This is a genomic window from Vibrio ostreicida, assembly GCF_013074385.2.
Lineage (GTDB): Bacteria > Pseudomonadota > Gammaproteobacteria > Enterobacterales > Vibrionaceae > Vibrio > Vibrio ostreicida.
Genome location: NZ_JABEYA020000006.1, coordinates 191,374 through 213,925 on the forward strand (window position 1 = coordinate 191,374; position 22,552 = coordinate 213,925).

General features: G+C 46.5%; 17 protein-coding genes and 3 pseudogenes. 14 read left to right on the plus strand and 6 right to left on the minus strand.

Features of this window, described 5'->3' with window-relative positions; all coding sequences use genetic code 11:
• Positions 1 to 15: 15 nt before the first annotated feature.
• Together HLM86_RS11225 and HLM86_RS11230 are read right to left on the minus strand one after the other, a co-directional pair.
• Positions 16 to 2,607 carry a cytochrome c peroxidase gene (locus HLM86_RS11225; protein ID WP_170882852.1) on the minus strand — a complete coding sequence of 864 codons (2,592 nt, stop codon included), beginning with the start codon at positions 2,605 to 2,607 and terminating at the stop codon, positions 16 to 18.
• Positions 2,604 to 4,250 carry an Lcl domain-containing protein gene (locus HLM86_RS11230; protein ID WP_076590423.1) on the minus strand — a complete coding sequence of 549 codons (1,647 nt, stop codon included), beginning with the start codon at positions 4,248 to 4,250 and terminating at the stop codon, positions 2,604 to 2,606. Before HLM86_RS11230 ends, HLM86_RS11225 begins: the two co-directional genes overlap by 4 nt.
• A 616-nt stretch (positions 4,251 to 4,866) precedes the next feature.
• Between HLM86_RS11230 and HLM86_RS11235 the strand changes: the two genes are divergently transcribed.
• The 3 genes from HLM86_RS11235 to HLM86_RS11245 all read left to right on the plus strand — a co-directional run bounded on the left by HLM86_RS11235 (position 4,867) and on the right by HLM86_RS11245 (position 8,015).
• The gene (locus HLM86_RS11235; protein WP_076590425.1) at positions 4,867 to 5,268 is read left to right on the plus strand and encodes a hypothetical protein; all 402 of its coding nucleotides are present in this window, start codon (positions 4,867 to 4,869) and stop codon (positions 5,266 to 5,268) included.
• Between the two features lie 222 nt (positions 5,269 to 5,490).
• Positions 5,491 to 5,958: an RDD family protein gene (locus tag HLM86_RS11240; protein WP_076590426.1), complete on the plus strand. Its 468-nt coding sequence runs from the start codon at positions 5,491 to 5,493 to the stop codon at positions 5,956 to 5,958.
• Positions 5,959 to 6,551: 593 nt separating this feature from the next.
• Positions 6,552 to 8,015: an ABC-F family ATP-binding cassette domain-containing protein gene (locus HLM86_RS11245; protein WP_170882853.1), complete on the plus strand. Its 1,464-nt coding sequence runs from the start codon at positions 6,552 to 6,554 to the stop codon at positions 8,013 to 8,015.
• Between the two features lie 90 nt (positions 8,016 to 8,105).
• Here HLM86_RS11245 and HLM86_RS11250 read toward each other — a convergent pair whose 3' ends face one another.
• Entirely contained in the window at positions 8,106 to 8,762 is a 657-nt protein-coding gene (locus HLM86_RS11250; RefSeq protein WP_170882854.1) for a hypothetical protein, read from the minus strand.
• Between the two features lie 854 nt (positions 8,763 to 9,616).
• Here HLM86_RS11250 and HLM86_RS11255 point away from each other — a divergent pair.
• The 7 genes and pseudogenes from HLM86_RS11255 (at position 9,617) to HLM86_RS11290 (ending at position 18,365) form a co-directional block, all read left to right on the plus strand.
• A complete protein-coding gene (locus HLM86_RS11255) occupies positions 9,617 to 13,414 on the plus strand; it encodes a DUF4132 domain-containing protein (protein ID WP_170882855.1) in 3,798 nt (1,265 codons plus the stop codon).
• 811 nt (positions 13,415 to 14,225) lie between these two features.
• A complete protein-coding gene (gene zrgA, locus HLM86_RS11260) occupies positions 14,226 to 14,882 on the plus strand; it encodes a zinc uptake protein ZrgA (RefSeq protein WP_170882856.1) in 657 nt (218 codons plus the stop codon).
• A gap of 755 nt (positions 14,883 to 15,637) precedes the next feature.
• Positions 15,638 to 16,351: a murein tripeptide amidase MpaA gene (gene mpaA / locus HLM86_RS11265; RefSeq protein WP_290313415.1), complete on the plus strand. Its 714-nt coding sequence runs from the start codon at positions 15,638 to 15,640 to the stop codon at positions 16,349 to 16,351.
• Positions 16,352 to 16,373: 22 nt separating this feature from the next.
• Positions 16,374 to 16,560 (plus strand): annotated as a pseudogene (locus HLM86_RS11270) (IS3 family transposase); the annotation flags it as partial.
• A gap of 11 nt (positions 16,561 to 16,571) precedes the next feature.
• Positions 16,572 to 16,706, plus strand: a pseudogene (locus tag HLM86_RS11275) (IS3 family transposase); the annotation flags it as partial.
• Between the two features lie 144 nt (positions 16,707 to 16,850).
• A complete protein-coding gene (locus HLM86_RS11285) occupies positions 16,851 to 17,453 on the plus strand; it encodes a GNAT family N-acetyltransferase (protein ID WP_076590433.1) in 603 nt (200 codons plus the stop codon).
• Between the two features lie 141 nt (positions 17,454 to 17,594).
• Entirely contained in the window at positions 17,595 to 18,365 is a 771-nt protein-coding gene (locus tag HLM86_RS11290; protein ID WP_170882863.1) for a GNAT family N-acetyltransferase, read from the plus strand.
• 95 nt (positions 18,366 to 18,460) lie between these two features.
• Here the strand turns inward: HLM86_RS11290 and HLM86_RS20500 are convergent.
• Positions 18,461 to 18,571, minus strand: a pseudogene (locus HLM86_RS20500) (IS110 family transposase); the annotation flags it as partial.
• A 153-nt stretch (positions 18,572 to 18,724) separates the two neighbouring features.
• Here HLM86_RS20500 and HLM86_RS11300 point away from each other — a divergent pair.
• The 4 genes from HLM86_RS11300 (at position 18,725) to HLM86_RS11315 (ending at position 20,667) form a co-directional block, all read left to right on the plus strand.
• Complete coding sequence (locus HLM86_RS11300; RefSeq protein ID WP_076590435.1) at positions 18,725 to 18,982, plus strand: type II toxin-antitoxin system Phd/YefM family antitoxin; 258 nt, start codon at positions 18,725 to 18,727, stop codon at positions 18,980 to 18,982.
• Complete coding sequence (locus HLM86_RS11305; RefSeq protein ID WP_076590436.1) at positions 18,970 to 19,272, plus strand: type II toxin-antitoxin system RelE/ParE family toxin; 303 nt, start codon at positions 18,970 to 18,972, stop codon at positions 19,270 to 19,272. The genes HLM86_RS11300 and HLM86_RS11305 overlap by 13 nt, the downstream gene beginning before the upstream one ends.
• 270 nt (positions 19,273 to 19,542) lie before the next feature.
• Positions 19,543 to 20,001 (plus strand): GNAT family N-acetyltransferase, encoded by a 459-nt coding sequence (locus HLM86_RS11310; protein ID WP_170882858.1) that lies wholly within the window; start codon positions 19,543 to 19,545, stop codon positions 19,999 to 20,001.
• Between the two features lie 264 nt (positions 20,002 to 20,265).
• Positions 20,266 to 20,667: a YkgJ family cysteine cluster protein gene (locus tag HLM86_RS11315; protein ID WP_076590437.1), complete on the plus strand. Its 402-nt coding sequence runs from the start codon at positions 20,266 to 20,268 to the stop codon at positions 20,665 to 20,667.
• Between the two features lie 142 nt (positions 20,668 to 20,809).
• Here the strand turns inward: HLM86_RS11315 and HLM86_RS11320 are convergent, their stop codons facing one another.
• Both HLM86_RS11320 and HLM86_RS11325 read right to left on the minus strand, forming a co-directional pair.
• Positions 20,810 to 21,139, minus strand: a complete 330-nt coding sequence (locus HLM86_RS11320; protein ID WP_245798269.1) for a hypothetical protein — start codon at positions 21,137 to 21,139, stop codon at positions 20,810 to 20,812.
• Between the two features lie 251 nt (positions 21,140 to 21,390).
• The coding region (locus HLM86_RS11325; protein WP_170882859.1) for an Ig-like domain-containing protein at positions 21,391 to 22,552 on the minus strand (1,162 nt) is incomplete at its 5' end.

A 22,552-nucleotide genomic window follows, 5' to 3' on the forward strand; every position in this document is an offset into this window, starting at 1 on the left:
GAGGCGCATGATAAGTCAGTTCGGTGATTGACCCAGTTCAACCGCTGAAGCCGGTTGTTGTGGGCTGTCGGCTGTGATGACCTGCATAAAGGATTTCAGCGCCTGCGCCTCGGCAAAAGTGAGGTTTAACGGGCGAATCTTATCCGACAGCTGCGGGTAGTTCGGATCGTATTTGTCCCATCCGAATGGGGCATTACTGGCCATTCCTTCAGAGTACATCGAGATCACCCCATCCATGCTGCTGATGAGACCATTGTGGAACCAAGGGCCTGTATTCATCACATCCCGTAACGATGGGGTTTTGAACTTACCCACGCTGGTGCTTTGGCCATCGACATTAAACTGGCCGAGATCTTGGTAAAACCGTTTGTAGTAAGTCAGTCCGACATTTTCAAACTCATGATTGGTCAATTCTGGGCCCATATGACAGTTCATACAGCGGCCATTTCGGCGATAAATATCCAGCCCCCACAGTTCTTGATCGCTGAGGAGTTCGGTGGTGCCGTTTTGGACTTGGTCGAGAAACTGATCAAAGCGACTGGTCTGGCTGACGATGGTTCTCTGGAACGTGGCCAAGGCCATCGCCAGTTGTTGCTGAGTAATGGTGTCTTCACCAAACACGGCCTTAAACCGGTCTGGGTAGGTCGGGTGCGCATTAAGGCGATCCATCAGATTGGGCAGAGACTCCGCCATTTCGAGGGGGTCTTGAATCGGCATGAGTGCCTGCTGCTCAAGATCGTCTGCGCGGCCATCCCAAAACAGCGTTGGCAAAAACGCGCTATTGACGATGGTCGGCGCGTTGCGCTTACCGCGCTGCTGCGCATGGCCGATAGAGACCTCGGATTGGTCTGTCCAGCCCTTTTGTGGATCGTGGCAACTTGAGCACGATACGTCCTGCGCGACCGATAAAAACGGGTCAAAGAACAGTTGCTGGCCGAGAGCGACTTTCTCTTGCTGATACGGGTTGTGAGAGGGGAAGTCAGGCACCGGCATCCGCCCCAATGCTTTGACCTCAACATCATCGTCGACAAACGCGGCTGGCCAGTTGGCGGGGGCCGTCGAATACGCCTGACGCAACTGAGTCATATTGGGTTGCCCATGATTGTTAAGTGAACGACGATCCTCGGTGGCTCGGGGTTCAAACTCGGTGGCGACCAGCAAGGCTTTGTAACGTTCACCTTGTTGCGCTGGTTTTAAGCTAAGGTCGGCGCTCAACGGCAGTGCCAGTGTGGCGTAGCCGGTCGGTGTTTTGACCCAATACTGACCCGGCTGGGGCTGATTGAGCGAGGTTTGATACTGGAGCGTGTATTGACCACCATCAACTTGTTGGTGCAGCAGGGTCGACAGCTCTTCGATGGTCGGCACACGCCAATCGGTGCGGCCACAGTGATTGGCAGAGTTGACTTGCGTGAGCATCGTCTCCAAGTGGCAAGTTGTTTGGTCACACGCCAGTCCGTCGTTGGCCAAACTGAATTGGTGCGCCGTCGCAGAAAGATCGTGTTGATGGGGCGTTAGCCAGTAAACATAAGAAAAACGTCGATCGCGTAAGTAAAGGTTGTCACGAACTAACCCACGCATGTCATCCAGACAGCGCCACGGTTTATCCGCAAAGGCTTGAGTTTGATGCTCACGAGGCAACGGTGCGCCTTGGTCATCGAGGCGGATAAAACTGGTGGATTCAGCTTGGACCTCGACTTGCTGACTGGGCAGACTCGGATCGCGGGCTTCACCGCTGACCAGCATCGCCGACGCAGGCCTGCGCTTGTTTTGGCTGGATACTTGGCGGTTTTGCGAACCAAAACTGACACGGTGCGCGAAATTGTATTGCTGCTGAGCCTTGTTATCGGTCGCAAGCCAATAGAATTCATAGCCAACCTGAGGGAAAAAATAAGGGTCAATCGCGGCTTGGTCGCGTTCCAACGCCAAGTCTTGCTCGCTGGTCAGGTTGTGCATTTCATACGCATAAGGTAAACGCCAGTCGGATTGCCCACACCATTGATGGCGGTTGGCGTACTCAATAAGGGCATCGGTGGTGCACTTGTCTTGTCCGAGAAAGCACTGGGCTTCAAGGTTGGCAAGGTTCGCGTCCCAGTTTTCCCAGCCAAAGGTCTGGTGGCGTGGTGCGGTTGGCAGAGCCCAAGTGACCCCTAAATGGGTGGTGCGATCACTGAGGCATTGCCACTCATCCTCGGCCGTGGGGTCGGCGATGTCTAGAGGACGAAAACGCGGTTGCTCTCCATTGACTCTCAACATCCAACTGATTGGGGTTGGTTCGCCGTCGCTGATGATCTCGAGACGAAACTGGTCGGTGCCTTTCAATGTCTTGGACGCTTGGTATTGAAACTGATTGCCTTCGACGACAAGCTGACCATATTTAGGCGGTTCGAGTACTCGCAACGATTGCTCGTGACTCAATGGGTAATCAAACCGATAGGTTTCACCCAATTGGATCTCGCTCTGAGAGGTTCGCTCAATCCGCGCGGTTAGCGTGGGGGAGGAGGGGTGATCCTCTGTGGATTGCGATGGGGTGTCCGAGCCATGGCAGCCGGCGAGAAAAAGCGCCACTGCGATCAGTGCAGTGCGGGGGGTAGAGACTGTTTTTATCATGATGGATCACGGGAGGTAGAAATTAAACGAACGCGAAATGGCTGGGTATTATGCTGAGAACTGCTGGCAGACCATTCCTCTTGAAAGGCGACAGCGATATGCTTGGCTTGCGGCTGGTATTGACCTGGGGTCTGGGTCCAGTAGTAGCTGTCTTCGTGCACAACAGTGTCGTTAAAAATGCTGTGCACATAACCCGCGCGATAGGCCATGCCCGCTTGACCGAAGGCTAAGGTATCGATCCAGATCGACGAGAGTTCCTTTTCGGTGGGTAAGCGCCAATCGTTGCGCCCACACAAGGTCTGCTGGTTAATGGTCTCGACATAAGCCAGTGCTTGTGCGTAGTTCATCACAGGCTCGGTGTTCGCCACTCTTTGCCATAGAATATGGGTATTCGGGATCAGTTGGTCAAAAAAGGTGTCTTGTGTGCACGACCATTGTGTGACTGACTGATCGAGCAAGGGCTGGCCAGAGTGACCGTGCTTCACAAAACGTTGTTGCCACTGTTGATCCTCGTTGCCATTCTCGTTCGTCTCGGCAGGCATGGGGACGGCAATCTGAGGCAACGACGCTGGCGCATTGTCGGCGATCACCTGTCCGCGGACCAACAAAGACAGCCTAGGCTCATTGGTTGGCCGTGGCGGTGAACGCTCGATGTCAGAGCTGTCACTCATCCAGATCACATGAGCATCCCCTACCGTGCTATTGGAACCTTGCCAGTCACCGTCGATGGGATTGATGTCGTGTCCATCTGGGTACATGCTGAAACTGCTGGTCCAATATGCCTCATCGTAGTTGGCGTTCATATAAGGGAAGAAAAACCGGTCAATAGGGGCGAGGTACTTGTCCTTGTCGGACATTGGGTCTGTGATGATGGAGCGCCACTCATTGCGACTCGGCAGCCGCCAATCCGAGAAACCGCACAATTGCTGCTGGTTGGCCGTATCAATGAGCGTATCGGTATTGCAATCACCGCCTAATGAACACAAAGCGCGGCCAAAGTCACGGTGGTTGAGAGTACGATCACCCCAGTAGTAGGATGCGTCGAAGGCAAAATCACCGCTTGCTTGCAATACTTGCCAAGTGAGAGCGGTGCTCGCATCGGTAATACACGACCAGTCACTGGTTTTTTTGGTTAGCGTCTGTTGCTCAGGCGGTAAGGTTGCGCCCTCATGGTTGAGCTTAGTGAACCGAGTGACCACCTCATTTTGGGGCGTGGTGAACAGAGGTAACGCAAACCCAGTGATCTGGTAATGGACACCATCAACCTGATAATGGAGTTCAAACTGATAGTTGTGATCGGAGGCCTGACGTTGCACGGAGGGGGACGTTTGGTCGGAAAAGGGCGAGGTTTGTGGAGCGCCATAGGGCTGGAAGACCACCGTTGCGGTGTTTGGATCGACCTTCACGGTGCCAAAGTTGCTAGAGAGGTCAGTGACCGACGCGGCGTTGGTTTCCGTGATCCCCGGTGCGTTAAGGACCAGAGTTGATTCATCCACCACCTCAATACTTTCATCGCTAAGCGCCACTTGACGAGTGGTGGTGCCCGATGGGCTGTTGGCGCTATTGCTCTCACCATCGCCGCCAGAATGGCAGCCTGCGAGCATCGCCGCAGTCAATAATGCCGAGATGTTACCGTACTTCATTATTCAAATTCTATATGTATTCAATGGGGGGGCGATGCTACAACTGCTCGTACCTTAATGCAAATCTAAATGATATTACTTATCATTAGTATCAAAAGTGAGCGAATGATACGAGAAATCCACTGAACGAGGTGGCTGGCTCGGCCTCAGCCACTCGACACTCGATGGGGCTCAATACCAGCACAACGCGTGGGCGACAAGGTGGTCAGTGCTTAACATCCGCCCACCGTACTCACCAACGATGAAATAGCTAAGGCAGCTTGAATGGAGAGTGAGGATTGAGTGCAATATCCGAGCACCAACGTCGGCTTAGTTTATAAGCTTATTTCGTTGGTAAAGGGGGTTATAAAGACACCTATTATCCGTGATGACTGAGCGCGGATGGTGGGGATATTCATCGCTTAAAAATAACGGTTGAATCTTACAAAAATAGAGAATAGGCTGCTTACCATCGTTTTATTCCCGAGTTTAGCGAGTTCATTCAAGTCCCCATCGAACAACACCCGTGTTATCAGATTTAAACGGTAGAGCGTTGGTGCGTTAAATAAGGGAGTTGGCTGTGTTTCTTAAGCATAAAAACCGTAATACTAATTATTGATATGAATGAGGCTGGTGAGTGAATACTATAAAAGTCAGTTATGACAAGTTGTTAGATGACAACCAAATAAAAAGCTGTGTTGACCACATCACTCGTTATAGTGATGCGTGCGATATTATTGATCAATACCCTTGGACTCAGGAAGTCGATCGATTTGGGGAAAGTGGCGAAAGTGGCGGGTTGTATTTTATTCTGGGTGATGAAAAAACCAAATTCGCTTCTTTTCTTATCAGCCCGACGGAATACAAGGCTGGGTATCTCGATATAGAGATTGTGGCGAAACGACATTTCCTCAATATTTTTGGCTTTCATTCAGCGCAAGCCAGTCTAGATTCCGTTAAAATTCCAGAAATAAAACGTCGGCTCAAAGATTTATTCGATTGCTCGATTGAAGAGTTGTACAAAAAGTACAGAAAATAGCGATGTCGTTCATCGGTGTGGATTGAGGCAGAGGTTTTATCGATCACGTGAGTATAAAGCTCCCTTGTTTGATGGACGAGCTGGTAACGTTTGCGTCTGTTTTGAAGCGCGTGACATTCGCCTCGCGGCAGCACACCAATCAAACGCTTGCCGCTGCAATGCGGGCAAAAACGTGTAGGCGCTTCTCTGATAAAAAACATAAGAAGACAGTAGGAAAAGATGATGAAAGATGAACAGGTCGAATATGCGGGCTTTTGGGTGCGCACAGCCGCCTCATTGATTGACAATATCCTGATTACGTTGATTGTAGCGCCCATCCTGTTTTGGATATATGGCGAGCAATATTTTGAGCTTGACCGGACTTCTTCGGGGAGCGTTGAGCTCCTAGTCAAATTGGTGTTTTTTGCCATCGTCACGGTGATATTTTGGGTATACAAGTCGGCGACACCGGGCAAAATGCTGTTTAAACTTAGAGTGGTAAAGGCCGAGAGTGGTGAGCCTCTCGATGTGAAGACCAGTTTATTGCGTTATGTGGGTTACTTTATCAGCCTTATCCCCTTGGGCCTTGGCATTCTTTGGGTCGCGTTTAGTGAGAAAAAGCAAGGTTGGCATGATTTAATTGCTAAGACGGTGGTTGTTCGTCCAGCCCCGTCTAGAGCAAAAGTGGTGACGGTGAAAGAAAGCGAGTAGAGCGCTACTGAGAATCAGAGACCGATTCTCACCGAGCAACTCGGTATGAATATCGCCGCCGCCCAATGCGCCGAACTGGGCTTGAAACAGCGAGAGTTTCAATACTGCCTTCAGGTATTCGCGTATCCAACTTCAATCGACCAGAGACGTTTCAAGGTACCGACATGATGATAAGCGGGGAGGTATTCACCTTCCTCCTTGACATTGACGATAAAGATAACGCCTTCTTAAGTTGTAATGCACACAAGGAAACCTCGTTCTCGCGTAAGTGAATTAAATCCTAGAAAGTGCACGGGCGAGGTGATCAGCCAAGGTCGTTCGGGTTATCGAGTGTGGCACGAGTGGTGAGCTTGAAAAAGCCAGCAAGCGGTGATACCGTAACCCTTCCTCTCTACTTACCCGATTAGGAAGCTTTGCCAAAATGAACAAATAACACCTGTTGTCATCGATAAATTTTCACTTATTTAACACTGAACAGCAGGGTTAGTAGGCATAGCTTAGTAATCTCACACACATTGATTTATCTTGTCCTCGCTTTGGCGATGTGACCTCTGCATTCTATGCCGAATATTGCCCTGCCTCTTGGAGGCGCTATGCAATTTTCTTTTCACCATGTCAGCTTAACGGTTGATACCCAACCCCTCATCGACGATTTTAGTGCGGCAATACAGAATGGCGATCGGATCGGCATTATTGGCCGTAATGGCAGTGGCAAATCGTGTTTATTGCGCCTGATGTTGGGCACCTTATCGCCCGCAAAGGGGAAGGTGATGCGAGGCAAAGATCTGCGAATGGGTTACGTCAGTCAAACAGACACAGGCCACGCATCGCTTAGTGGTGGGCAGCGGTTTCAACAGAAACTGACTCAAGCCCTGAGTATCGGCCCAGATATGTTGCTCTTGGACGAGCCGACGAACCACCTAGACCGAGCCAACCTCAAAAGCTTGATGCGACTGCTGACGCACTTTAGTGGCACCTTAGTGATGGTGAGCCACGATGAAGCGCTGTTGCGTGCTTGCACTGACCGTATTTGGGCGATTGACCATGGCCGTATAGACACTTTCACAGGGCATTACGACCATTATTTGGTCGCAAGGCAGCAACGCCGCGCCAAGCTCACCAAAGACATCGCGGCGCTTGAGCGAGCCAAACAGCAGACCCACCAAAAACGCATGAAAGCGCAGAATCGTGCGGCCAGCAGTAAGGCTCAGGGGCAAAAAAGCATTGATAACAGAAAGTGGGCGACCATCGTCAGTAAAACCAAAACCGATCGCGGCAACACCTCCACCAATAAAAAACAGGCCGAGCTGCGCCAAACACAGGCGGCTTTGGCGGGTCAATTGCACGAGCTGCATGTGCCTGATGCGATCAGGCCCAGCTTTGCGCTCTCCTTGTATTCGCCGTCCAAAGGGGTGTTGATCTCAGCCCATAATGGACGACTGGGGTATGAAGACAAGGGGGATGTGCTCAGCGAGATCAACCTCACCATCAACCAAGGGGACCGAATCCTGATCTCAGGCAACAACGGGTCGGGAAAATCGACCCTGATCCGTGCCTTTCTCGGCGATGATGGCGTAAACATAGCGGGGGAATGGACCCGGGTTGAGCGACAACACATCACATACTTAGACCAGCACTATGCCAATTTGGACCCGATGCTGAGCGTGTTTGACAGCTTGAAAACACTCAAACCACAGTGGACTCAGCAGGAGATACGCACCAAATTAAATGCGTTTTTGTTTCGCAGTAATGATGAAGTCCAGCGACGAACCGAGTGCTTATCGGGTGGAGAAAAAGCGCGCTTATCGCTGTGTTTGATTGCCGTGGTCGCCTCGAAAATGCTGATCCTCGATGAGGTGTCGAATAACTTAGATCTTGAGACCAAAGCCCATGTGAAGGCGATCATTCGTCATTACCCCGGCACCTTGGTGTTGATTTCCCACGAGCCTGCGTTTATTCAAGGCGTTGGTTGCGACCGTCACTGGCGGATAGAGCAGGGCAAGGTGGTTGACGTGGCGCTGCCGTCACCGGAAGAGCCTCTCCATCATATAGGATAGTTAACCGGTTGGTTATGTGCGGGCCAATAGGAGGTGTCACGTGGGAGAAAGACGGCGCCAAAACATCACTATTGACGCCAGACTCGTTGGTTATTTTTGTTGCTCCTTTACAACATGCGTATACGCTAGGGAAAGTGAAATAATCATGACTATCCCTGCGATTTGACCGATTACTCCCAGTAGCAGCAGTGAGGACGTCAAGAGTGTTATTGGTAATATCACAACCATGAGCGATAACGATATAAGCAGCATGACGCCACAAAGATATGCAGTGTGACCCTTACTCACTCTCCAAGCGTATTGAAATGAAACGCCTTTGCCAATTGCGATGGCAGGGAAAACAATCGAAAGCCGGCATACTAATGGTAATATGATTAAAACCAAAAATGAAAGCAACACCACAGGTGATGCTCCTAATCCAGATAACAAAACTAACGGCAAAAATGTGGCAAAGATCAGTATAGAGTGCCCGATGAACCAAAGTTCAATCTTTCCTGGTAGGAGGCGACCCCACTTAGGTATCGAGTTTTCACCGTTAACAACAAGTCGGTGCACATTTATGGCTACTATTGCGGGTAAGACGACCTGCGGCAATAAAAGAGCGACCGTCAAAAATGGGTCGTTTATGAAAACTAACGACCATTTAATTAAAAAGGAAAGTAGTATTGGAATGACTGTCGCCTGAGCGATCTGTTTTTTGTATTTATACGCGCAAATAAAAGAACCAATTACTGTTTTTTTTACCACCGAAATCTCCTTAAAACGAATGCCTTGTTAAGGGGTGAGCGATGCGGCCACCCTCCTAAACCATGCACCGTAAACACGAAACCCAACCTTGGACTGACAATGCCAAACGTTGGAATCACTCTTGAATGCTTTGCTAGGTGTATGTCTTCGAAACCTCTATTTGAGAATACCTATCGACGTACCCTTATGCCTGCAATCGTTGTACCACCCAGATATTCATCGACGCCTTTTTCAATCTCGAGGTTAGACACACCTTCAAACTTGAACCTCTTGAATATACCAGCCCTGTCTTGAGCCGCGAGCTCAATTGAATTCCTAAGGGGCGACATTATACTCAAACTTAACGAGATCGCTATTTGCAAATGCTGAAAAAATGACTTTTTTGTCAATGCTTACCTTTTTAAATGGTCTGATTACCACTCGGAAATATAACGATTGTTAAATAGAATTATTCTATCTCGTTTTTTAATGGGGTGAACTCGAATTTTTAGAGGATGACAAAGCGTGAGGTACTGGCCGTTATATTGAATGCCGAAGTGCGAGATTATCTTTAATAACAATGGTAGTATTAAACGCACTCATAATATCAAGTTTGAGGTGACGGCATCGCGATAAGAACAGCCCTAAAGTCGCATGTGGGAAATGTGAACAGCGCGTCTATAATGTGAGCTTAAAAAGTGTCGTCAAAATCCACCAAAACACCCTAGAGATGAAATCAAAGTGTGCTTTGAGTTATCTCAGGCGTTGAAATGAATAAAAACCGAGCAATAAGAGAAATTGATCATTTGAATACGAATCAATGGATAATTCATAATAATGCATAGTTAAAGCACATGCCAGTAAGAGGGAGCTCCATGTTTACAGAGTCAGAATTAGACGCTGCGCACCATATAATAAAAACAACCCGAAATATCAACCGAGTGCGTGATGAATTAATCGGCAAGTTTGATGATCGTGCCGGTAATATGATTTGGTTATTGCATCATGATCACACAATAGATTTATCAAGGCGCCCCAAATTATGGAAATTAGCCTCTGGTGCGACGTCTTGTTACAATGCTCAAGAGGCTGTTAATATTTTACTTGAAACGAGTAAAATAGTTGCCGAATTTGAAGAGTCTAAATCACAGGGCCAAAAGAGCTTATATTCAGGCCAATTCTCAGGCTGCTTCGTCACTGAGTTAAGTGATGATCTTAACCTGTTTGTTGAACACTTGCCTGAGTTTGACCCTGCCATTGCTTCAGAAGTACGCTACGAGCTGGCGAAAAAAGGGCTGCAAAGTGCAAAAGATTTCAAAGACGCCATATTAGACAAAAAAGTACAACAGCTTCTTAATGCTCGTTGCGATTGCAAAAATAGATTAGAAGCAATACTCGCTATCTGGCCTGAAGAAAAGGTTGCACTTGCTGTAAACGCGTTCGCTAGCCGCCCAAACGGTAAGTTGAGACATGCTGATTTCTTACAAGTGACCGCAAAATATGCGACGCCATTGCAAATTGTGCATATGGCCTTCAACATCGACAGCAAGTCTTCGGTTAGAATAATAAGCTCAGTCATGAGGCAATACCCCCAAGATCTGGCCACGCATATTCGCGATATTTACTCAACCAAAATCAATAGATCCCCTAATCTGGGTGCGGTTTCGGCTATCGGCTGGCTAATCCAGCATGAAGTGAAAAACAAGGGTGAAATTGGGCGAGAAATGGCTCGATTCTTTTTAAAGCACACCTCAACATGGTTCTTTTCAGAATTTCCTGAAACCTTCAATGTCTTACCTAACGATCTTCTTGAAGCCTATATATTAGACAAGTTGCCCTACAGCATAAAATTATTGAACCACTTGTGTACGGAAAAGCTAGCAAAAAAAACGGTGCAACACGTTATCGATGAAAATCGTTACTATTCCTCATTTAAACCAATGGACATGGCCGTCATCGGCAAACAGTATCCTGAGTTTTTGATAGAGGCGTTAGAAGACAAAAAGCACTCGCAGCTTGAAGTCCTCGTCAAAGCACTGTCCGCTTCTGACGATCCGAAAGCCATCCCAACACTGATTGAATGTATCGGTAATACGACCGAAAGTGTACGAGAAGCGGCACAAAAAGGACTTAAAAAACAAGGAGCGGCTGCCATTGGCTCGTTACTTAATGCGCTCGATTCACGTAAGAAGAATGTTCGTATTATCGCGAGCCATGTGCTGTCACAGCTGCCTGAGAAAGCGCGATCTGCTCCAGAAATTGCAGAAAAAGCAGCGGCAAGACTGAAAAAAGAAAAAGTCGACGAGGTGATCGAATGTCTTGAATTATTAGCTGGCGTCCTACCTACAACCAAAAAAACAAACAATAAATCGGTAGAGCTCGCCGTTGTTGATGCAACGGATGCAGAATACGCCACATTCCGCCAGCACTATGCAGCTTGGAACAATTCTCGCCGCCAACTATGGGATAGGTGGAAAGTTAAAGAGGATATGCGTCCATACGACGTCTTTGCCGATAATATGCAACAATCCCTTGGGGATCGCGCCACGGTTGTCACACTCCAGCGTTTAGCTGAAAAGGACGACGCATTACAAATTTATTATTATTTAGTTAATCGTATCGTTGCCCGCTCTGAAAAAAACGCAGTCAATGCCCATCTTGCTCTTGTGGATTGGTGTCGCAGGTGGAAAGAAGAAGAAAAAGAAAGGGATCAACCACGGCTAGAATCTTTATACGAATTGTTTGAAGAGCAAATTAAGCTCTACTTGGAAACCTATGGGGAATACTTCATACACGCCATGGAAATTGCGCTATCTAATGGCAAACTGCCATGCCTAGATAAGCTTTGGGCTCATTATGACTCCCTTAACCGTGCCAATAAAGAGGCTGTGTTTGTTGCCTTTAGCCCTGTTGCTTCCGCTGCTTCTTTGCAACTGGCGTTGACCAACTTACCTGAGGTTGCGCTGACGCAGCTTATTTCACTACTGAGCTCAAATAAGGTAGGTACAAGAGTCAATGCTGCCACTGTGCTCAGACAGAACCCAAGTACTACGGCATTATCCGCATTAGAAGCCGCTTTCGATAAAGAAAAAAATGCCAAAGCAAAAGTCGCGCTGGCTAATGCAGCGTTTGCTGCTGCCAGCGTACAACAGTCATTGAGAGAACGACTCGCACCACGCCTACCGCTCACCGCCAGCGAACAAAGTGATATTGATGCGTTACTCGGTCGTTATGCATGTCCTCTTCCTAAAAAAGTGACGTTAGAGGCACTTCCACGATTGCGGTGGACATCAGGCAAACCGCTGTCTGACGATGCCATGCAATGGGTTATCGCGCGTCTTGAGCAACAAAATAATAAAAAACAAGACCGCTATTTAGCCGCACTGACTGCCCAATGGCAACCAGAGCAGTTCCAACCGTTGTACGAAGCTCTGAATAACTGTTTTGGCACAGATAAAGTCTCCCGTATTGGCTGGGTGTTATTTTCAGCAGAGCTGTTTGCTAATGATGAAACCTTTAACGAGTTTGGTCGCCATCTCGACGATGAAGTGCGAAGTGGAAGCTCCGCGGCTGCCTTTTACAAAGTCAGTATGATGGGACGCAAAGGCAGCACTTTGACATTAAGCTGGCTGGATCATTGGACGCGTAAAGCGAAGAGCCAAAGCTTAAGACATCGCGCAATGGAGGCCCTTGATGATGCCGCCGCTCTTCGCAACATCAGCCGTAATGACATGGTTGATTTGCTTGCCACCGATCTTGGTTTTAATGCCAAAGGCCAGCAAGACTTTGCGTTTGGCGCTCGTAACTTGACGCTCACCTTGCAAGCAAAGGGGGTGATTGCGTTAAGCCTTGACGGGAAAACATTGAAAAGTACGCCGAGCACACGTAAAGATGACGATGCCGATGAGCTGAAAGCGCGTCGCACCGAGCTGAGTGCTTATCGAAAACAGGTCAAACAAATCTTTACCAATGCTCAAGAACGTCTAGAGCAAGCCATGGTGACTGGGCGCACATTCACTCAGGACTTCTTTGACAAAACGTGGGGAGGTAAAGCCATACTGACTTTCCTTGCTCGTCGTATTGTATGGTGTTTAACCATTGAAGACCGGCCTATATTTATACGTTTAGATGAAAAAAACCAGTTTGTTGATATTGACGGTAGGCCGGTTACTTGGCCTGAAGGCGCCTTACTCAGTGTGTTACACCCTCTAAAAAGCGGGCAGGACATTTGCACGGAGTGGCAAGGCGTGTTTGATAAGAACGAAATCGACGTTCCCTTTCCTCAACTATCACGCCCAGTGTTTACTGTGCCAACAGAAGAGACAGAGTTACGCCGTGTAACGCGCTATGAAAAAACAACGTTTCCACGTTTTCGGCCACAAATGGAACGCCGTGGCTGGGTCAACGGAAAAACGCTGGATGGATGTTATGTACATTGGTTATACAAATACTTTGCTGACTCTGATCTCACGGTTGCTGTGCACATAAATGGCGGTTTTGGGTTGGGTTTTACCGGCTATGATGAGCCTCAGGAGATCGACAGCGTTGAATTTATGAAAGGACGACTTGGACGCGGTTTAGACGATGATCAGGAGCCGCTAAAACTGTCGGAAGTCGATGCGATTACGTACAGCGAAACCATCGCCGACCTAGAGTTTGTTTTGCAAAGCTAATATTCACACTAAAAACGAGCCACTAAGACCCAGCGAGTGGCTCGATTCTCAGACCAAGAATATAGGCCGAATGTAACTTTCTGATTATTTTGCGTAGATCTGTGGTGACATAACGCCCTGTTATGAACATGTACCAAACATGATTAACCCCTCTGCGACTATATGAGAAAGAAAGAGCAACGAATAGCTATCGTTACGAAGCAAAGGGAAGCAAAGGTGCCTGTCCCCGTAAGTACCCCCTGTCCCCGTAAGGGTGCCAGCAGAATCGTCTGCAATTCTTGTCTCGGATAAATGAGAAAAGTTTTTGCCTCAGGAAAAGACGCTGAAGCAAGATGAGTTTGTTGAATTAAAGACAATATTTAACACAGCTTTTACATAACACTTTTGCTTTAAGTGATACGTTATAACATAACTCTTGTTTTGATGATGTCCTGCTGAGCGTTATGACCTATTTACACCATGCAAAAATACAATACTCGAATACACTACATGGTATTGCCATCATGCGTTTATTGTGGGTGGGTTGTGTCTACGTTGACCATCTCTATCACTTCGGTGTAACTAGGCAACATCGTTACCCACCTTATATATGTCTAAAATATGGCGTCAACCATAGTCATGTCGTCATGGAAAATGGACCCCAAGGCGATGTTTTTTACGACAATCCAAAATACCATTGTTTAAAGAAACTGGTATTCGGTTACCTCGCTCGCTCACCACCTCTTCAACTAATTCAATGAGTTAAAAGAAACACAAGTTGCTCTGGGCAATACAGCAACATTTATAAATCATCATGAATTAAGGTTTTACAATGCACTCAATAAGAAAAATTGCCATAGTTGTTAGTTTAACATTCAGTACAGCGGCACTGGCAAATCAAGAGTTTCGTCAGCATGAAGCACACATGCATGGGCATGTTGAGTTGAATATTGCTCAAGAGGGTGATGAATTACTACTGGATATTCATGCCCCAAGCAGCGATTTATTGGGCTTTGAACACGCTCCGAACAACGATCAGCAGCATGACATTCTAGATAAAGCCTTAACTCGTCTGGGTAATGCTGACTCTCTGTTTACACTGACACCAAGTGCTGAATGCAAATTAGTGCGTCACATTGTGACTCACACTTTGGATGGAAAAGAAGACGAGAACAAGAGCTGTCAGGATGGTCAAGATGGTCAAGATGGTCAAGATGGTCAAGATGGTCAAGATGGTCAAGATGGTCAGGATTGTTATCATGGGGACAGCGACAGCCACCAAAAACATCGTTATGGTCATGAGACTAAACACAGCGAGTTCTCTGTTACGTACCACTACCGATGTGACAATCCAAGTGAGCTCTCAGAGATTAGTACACAATGGTTTACTCACTTCCAGACAACAAAATACATTAGTGTGAATCTAATGAAAGACAAAGCTCAGAGCGTCACAGAGCTGGTTGCCAGTCACACTAAGATATATCTATAAAGTCCCTTTAGCCTGAAGGCTCTGTTCTTCAGGCTTATTATAGAGGTCTATATCTAACGTAAACATCTGGCTATAAACGCGATACGCTCGACGCCAATCAGATTGGTTATCTCTTCCAGAAGTTCATTCTTCAGCCTGACTTAGGGATGATTTTAATGTCAATCGCGAGTCTCGGTTTGAAGCAAAGGTGCCTGTCCCTGCAAGAGTGACCGAATTACAAGACGAATTACAAGGACAGGAATTACAAAGGAATTACAAAGGAATTACAAGGACAGGCACCTAAGTATCTCCTAAGTATTCTGCACCTCAGTAAGTTCTGTTGAGTGACCGGCAGCAAGGGGCAGATCACTACATTTCAGTCCTGAACCTTTGAGTTGTTGGCCGCATGGGTAACACACAGCGCTCGATCCATGATGTCTTAGATTGGTGATATCTGGGTTCGCAGCTGGCCTATTTATTGTTTGATATAGGAGACGTTCCGGCTGGTAGGGTTTCAGCAAAAGCCGTCACTGATATAAAAGGGGTCAATAGAGATGAAATGAGTAAAGCCGTTGAATGTTGCCTAAAATCCATGTTTTTTTGCTCTCCTAGCCTATCTTTGAAGCAAAGTGATAAAATTAACAATGCGACGGTTGATGAGTTTTGACGCGATGGTTTTTTAAAGGGGTTGATTTAATGGGCTTAGTTAATGATTAATATCACCAATAGTGAATACTTGATAGTACTTGATCAATCAGGAGATTAAGGTGAGTTTAATTCCAAGAACGGAAAGAGCTGCATTTTCAATAAAGCCGCTGTCATATGGCAAATCGGCGTTGGGCGCACCCTTGCTCTATTTTCCCGCACAAATAAAAAGCGATTCTCGCGGGCTAATTTTAGCAGGTACACACGGCGATGAGACGGCTTCTATCACGGGTTTGTCTTGCGCGCTAAGAAGCTTGCAAGCGGCCGAATCGCGGCACGATGTGATCCTGTCGATGAACCCAGATGGCAATCAGCTAGGCACTCGCGCCAACGCTAACCAAGTCGATTTAAATCGCGCCTTTCCAACTCAAAACTGGACTGGAAACGGCACTGTATATCGCTGGAGTTCCCACACACCAGTAAGAGATGTAACAGTGAAAACGGGGCAAGCCGAACAGCTTGAACCTGAAGTGCAATCACTCATCAACCTCATCGAACAGCGCAAACCTAAATTCGTCGTCTCTTTTCACGAACCACTCGCCATGGTCGATGATCCCACTCAATCTGAATTCGCCACTTGGTTAGGTAAGCAGTTCAACCTGCCACTTGTCGAAGACGTCGATTACGAAACCCCAGGCTCATTCGGAACTTGGTGCCAAGAAAGCAACCTGCCGTGTATTACCGTAGAACTACCGCCTGTTTCTGCTGACCTGACCATCGAGCAATATCTGGACGCGTTTGTGGCGGTGTTGAGGTGTGAGGGAATGAAGCGGACAGACATCTAAGTCCTGTTGGTTAACCTAAATTAGAAGCTTGAAAATAGAATGGGTGCCAACCAGTGGCTATCGCAGTTTAGATGAAGCTTGGCAGAGCATCGTTGTATATCATTAAATACTACAGCCAAATCAGGCCTCACCAGTACAACGGTGGCCTGACTCCGAATGAGTCGGAAAGACTTTACGGGGAAACTTACAAAACTGTGGCCAATTTTAGTGGTCAACTACAAAAAATAGCTTTAAAAGTGAGAAGCCGCTTAGAGATAAGCTTGTCGGCTATATCCAGCCTTTTTATAACCGTAATAGACTGCACTCAAGTCTTGGATATCGCAGCCCGCATGAATATGAAGTCATGATGGGTTAAAGAAAATAGGGTGTCCATTTTATCGGGTGAAGATCAATTTTTACTATGCGTCAGGTTTTGCGGTTAAGTTGGTATGCGGGGGCTTCGGTATTGCGTGCCTCACACCTTAACAAGGCGTTGACTGCTTCAAAGAAGGATTTTAGTATGCAAGATGAGAAATGGCTTTCAGTTACGGAGCTTAAAGGTAAAACAGTCACATTAATTCCACTGCAGTTCGAGCATGCATCAGCTTTGGTTGAAGCCGCTTCTGATGGTGAACTTTGGAATTTATGGTATACAAAAATCCCAACTGAAGAGACTGTAAACGGTTATATTGAATTGGCTTTAAGCGAACAAGATGCTGGACGTTCTTTGGCTTTTTCTGTTATTGATAATGAAACTCAAACCATAATTGGTACAACTCGTTTATGTCACGCCGATTGTGAAAATAAACGGGTAGAAATCGGTTATACGTGGTATGCGAAAAGCGCCCAGAGAACATCAGTAAATACTGAATGTAAGTTCCTTCTTCTTTCCCATGCATTTGAAAACCTCTCAACAATTGCAGTTGAGTTTAGAACTCATTGGCATAATCATGCTTCACGTAATGCAATAGCTCGTTTAGGCGCAAAGCAGGACGGTGTAATTAGAAATCACCAACAAATGGCTGATGGTAGCTATCGAGATACCGTCGTATTTTCGATAATTAATAGTGAGTGGTTGGCCGTAAAAGCTAGTTTGTCATTCAAATTGGAAAGACGTAGCTAACAAGTGCATCAACACGATTTGCTACACTCGGCATCCCAGATTGTCGGGTGTTTATCATTTTAAGGCATGAATATTAAGTACAATCGCATAGTAGTAAACGTGTTATGTATGCGTTATATTTCATTCAATATCGAGGGAACGATGCAAGATAAAAGAGTCAAAGATGTATATCGCTCTTACTTTCAATTTAATAATGAGCGAACTCTTTCCACAGATTTAGAAAGTGAGCTTTTTTCGTCTGCGTTTGAAGGATGCTCAGTTTTTATAGATAAAACACGTAAGTATGATAATCAGATAAACATCCATGGTGCTTGTACGGCAGGAGACTTAGAGAGCCACTTGAATTTGTATAAGAATGGCTTTCCTCCAGAAATTTCTATCGAACCGCAGGCAATAGCTAATGAGCTGAAGGCATGGTTATCAAACCGTGAGTTCGTCCCAGCTTATGAGCATGAGTTTCTCGAACTAAAGGCGGTAAACTACGTACCTCTTGAAGAAGTATCTGACGAAGTAACAGTAGAACGATGGACACATGAGAATGTCGATGCGTTTCTAACCTTACTCAAAACGTCAGGTTTAGAGTGTTCGGATGAACTCTGGCAGAAGAAGCGCTCACTTTATTGCACTGATACGTTTCGCTGCTATGTCGCAAAAATAAATGGTGAGCCGTGTGCTTGGGCAACGAGCTTTATTGAGAATGAATTTGCAATATTAGCCAATGCGTATACACAAGAGAGTTATCGTTCAAATGGGTGTCAAACTGCTTTGCTGCGAGCTCGAATCTCAGATGCAATGTCTTTAGGTGTACAGGTGATTTTGACTGATGTAATGCCAAGCAGTACCAGTAGTAAGAATTGTAAATCAGTTGGTTTCTGTGGTGTTGGTGTGCGAAGTGTATGGTGCAAAGATTAGAAATATAACAAGAGACTATGGTGTTAATAGCTAATTTTTGGCGCTATCTTTATCCCACATGACGCCGTCTCTGAGCATCGAATTTAAAGTCACAAGCCTCTTTTTCTTGTTATTGGTGCAACGCCAATGAGAGAAGAAGCGTGTTTATTAGCAATAAAGCCCAATTCGGGCACATGGCTAATTAAGGAGGCCGCAAGGAATTTGCCATTTAAGAGTGATTCCTTGCGCTTGGCGGTTTCGCTTAATTCAAGTATAGCCAAGCGAATGTCACACCTTAACGCAGCGTTAGCCGTCATGGAGCTTGCTATGCTAAAAGTGATAGAATAGTATCACTTTTATATTCCTTTGGAGCAGCTCTCATGAAAGTAGAACTAGTTACATCACTTAAACGTCAAGCAACTAAGATCCTCGCCGAGCTCCACAACACCAAAGAACCAGTGTTAATTACCGAGCATGGTAAGCCATCCGCGTATCTAGTTGATGTTGATGATTACGAGTTTATGCAAAATCGTTTGGCTATTCTGGAGGGTATTGCACGAGGTGAACGCGCACTAGCTGACGGTAAAGTGCTAAGTCACGATGAAGCCAAGGACAAAATGTCAAAATGGCTGAAATAATTTGGACTGAGCCAGCGTTATCTGACCTCAATGATATCGCTGAATACATCGCACTTGAAAATATCATAGCGGCAAAACATTTAGTACAAACGATCTTCTCCAAAGTCGAACGCCTACAAACTTTCCCAGAGTCAGGTCGTATTCCACCCGAACTAGCACATTTAAGTTATCGTGAAGTTGTCGTTAATCCATGTCGTGTTTTCTATAAACAAGACGGTGACAAAGTGTTTATTCTGTTTGTTATGCGTGCTGAGAGAGAGTTACGTAAGTTCCTGTTGAGTAAAAAATAACTTTTGGGAATGAGTGGCTAACAAGGCATTTAAACGCAAATCAAACAGTGGGTTAGGATTCGCTTCGCTACTTAAGGAAAGTGCCTGTCCCTATAACGCTTCCTATAACGACTTGCCCCTATAACGACTATAAAATAGGTCTGTACTACTCTTCACTACGCTTAGAACAAGGCGTTCAATTGGACAGTCAACGCTTGGCATTTTTGCACCGCAAAATTATATGCTAAGGTTCGTTCATCTTAGCTAAGCGTTAGGTGATATGGAGGAAAAATGATTGAGTTTAGTTATGCAGTTCCAGAGCAGTCACAGCTATTGGGCGATATAGCAATTGAGTCCAAAGGCTATTGGGGCTATTCAAGAGAGCAGTTAGAGATTTGGCGAAAAGACCTTAGGATTGAAGAAGGATATATTACAGATAATCTTGTTAAGGTTGTTTTGCTGGATTCTAAAATAGTTGGTTTTTTTGCTATTAAAAGTACCAACTCTGATGAACTAGATCATCTATGGTTATTACCTGAGGTTGCAGGAAAAGGAATCGGAAATCTAGTTTTTGAAGAGATACTTCGAGAGTGTAAGCGTTTGAACATTAGGGAATTCAGTATCATATCAGATCCTGATGCCGAAGGGTTTTACCTTTATAAAGGTGCTGTGAGAATTGGTGAGGTGAAAAGTATCCCGCAAAAAAGAATGTTACCAAAGTTAAAGTACCAACTTGCAGAATTCAACTAACAAGGCACTCAAGATGACCCATTACCTATAAGGACTCCTATAACGACGAAACGCCAGATACCAAAAAAGTAGCGATAATTGCCTGCGTGAGGGGGTTCTGACATTCGATGCGTCGATATGGTGTGATTTAGGATGAGGACCTAGCCAAAAACTCGCTATTGACGCCATCGTTGCTTGTTATGTGACCAAACCTCGTTTAAATTCGGCGCTTTATGGCTGTGGATGATAGACTCAACCCACCACCTCTGATTCAAAGTAGAGACCATGAAAGACTGTAACCAGTGCGGAAAATGCTGCATAAAATATGGAGATGGTGATTTAGCGGCCACACAAGAAGAGATAGACCTGTGGGAGCTATTTAATCCAGATATCTTTGAATATGTGAAAGATGGAAAGATTTGGTTCGATCCAGACACAAGAGAGCAATTAAATCATTGTCCATTTTTAGAGTTAGCTCTGAAAACTAAACCCGATGAAAAAGATAAATACACATGCCGTATCTACCTTGACCGCCCTGAAGACTGTCGCCATTACCCTAGCCTTATCAATGAAATGGTTCGGGACGAGTGTGAAATGATCGAGGTCGTCGACCTCGAAAACCCCAAGAAAGCGCAAAAACAGCTAGATAAACTGATGAGCCTAAGCCGGCCGTCGAGTTATTCCTAGAGCTGATCTAAGCGATTTTATATAACGCCACGTTAAGGTATGAGTAACGCGAACGGCCAAACACGGCACTTTAAACAGGCTGGGCAACGATAAAAACGCATTGGGAACCGTTCTAACTGTGTATTATTGCTCGTGGGGACAGTTACCACACAAACAGCTTAAAATAGCTAAGAATAAGGAACGCTGTCGTCAATCCGAACCAACCCATGACTCTTGTTACAACCTCGGGAGAACTTGGATTGAAATGTGGAAATAAAATCGCTCCAAAAGACAACATGGGTAAGAAGCCATAGAGTTGCCCAATATACTTGGAGGTAGCCATTGGAAACGGATTTATTAATAGATAGATGACCAGATAAGTGCCATAAACCCCGATCGCTACGCCCGCTTCCTTTCTAGAAGTGTCACTGCCTTCCGAATACAAGTAAAAGCCAGCAATCACAACAAACACGACTACATCAATCAATGTCAAATATCCCCTTATTTATTAGACGTTCATAATAGCGTTCAGGCAGAAAAATGCTGCATTGAACGATAGCGCTTTCTGTTTAATCGCTCACCCAAGGCGATGATGGCTCGTTGACTTGATAATACCAATGACCGACCGGCTGGCAAGTGTAAACTATCGAAAAAATAGAGAACTCACACGGGCGAGCGCTTAGCAAAAAAAAGCGCCAGTCATTGATGACTGGCGCGAAGAATTAAAGCATTAAAATTACGTCACTAAGGTGTCCCTAAGGATTTATCTGAAACACAGGATACATAATACACACTACCACTCGTAATTTTTCCATCAGTGAGGTTCACGGCTTGACTTCTGCCAAGATAGGATGACCAATATCCGCCGCTGGCTGGCCAGCCGCGAGCAGTAAACATCTTACCGTACTTATCGAACAGATCGACCTTGAGCTCAGCTCTTGAAGGCAAACGCCAGTTGGTTCGACCTGAGAGACTCTGTGTACTGTATTTCGCACACAGTAACCCCGCGTTGCTCCAGCTAAACCGATAGAATTTTCCAGCAGGGCCAGATGACCCAGTTTCGGTGAAGAACCCATCCGTTGGACTGCCCCCGATGCTGGATAAGTAATCGGCGGAGGGTGAACTGGTATAGAGTCTCCCTCTACCTGTGTCGAACACATCAATACACGTATCTGCTAAGTTGCATACCTCTACGGTTATCGTGTTACTCGGCACGCCGTCTTTTGTGGCGGAAACGTTAGCAGTGCCCGTTTTCAAGCCGGACACCAAACCTGTTGGTGTTACGTTAGCGGTGGCGGTGGGGTTAGACTGCCACGCGACAGAGCTGGTCACATCGGAGGTGGTGCCATCACTGTAGGTTACTATTGCGGTTAACTGCTCGGTCTGCCCGTTTTTGAGCGTAATGCTCGCCGGTGTGATGTCAATAGCGTCAATCACAGCCGCGGTCACATTGATATCCACATCATTACTGGGTACGCCATCTTTCATGGCGGTGACGGTGACAAGGCCCATATCCACGCCGGAGACCAGACCCCCAGACGTCACTGTAGCTACGGTCGTGGTTGTGGGTCTACTCACAGACCACGCGACAGAGCTGGTCACATCGGAGGTGGTGCCATCACTGTAGGTGGCCATTGCGGTTAACGGTTCGGTCTGCCCTTTGGCAACAGAAACATTCGCTGGCGTGATGGTAATATCATCAATCACGGCGGTGGTTACGTGGACGTTGACGTTGTTGCTCGGCACGCCGTCTTTGGTGGCGGTGATTGTTGTAATACCGACGTTACCACCGGAGATCAAGCCCGTTGGCGTGACGTTGGCGGTGGAGGGGGAAGGGGACTGCCACGCGACGGAGGTGGTCACATCGGAGGTGGTGCCGTCACTGTAGGTGGCCATCGCGGTTAAC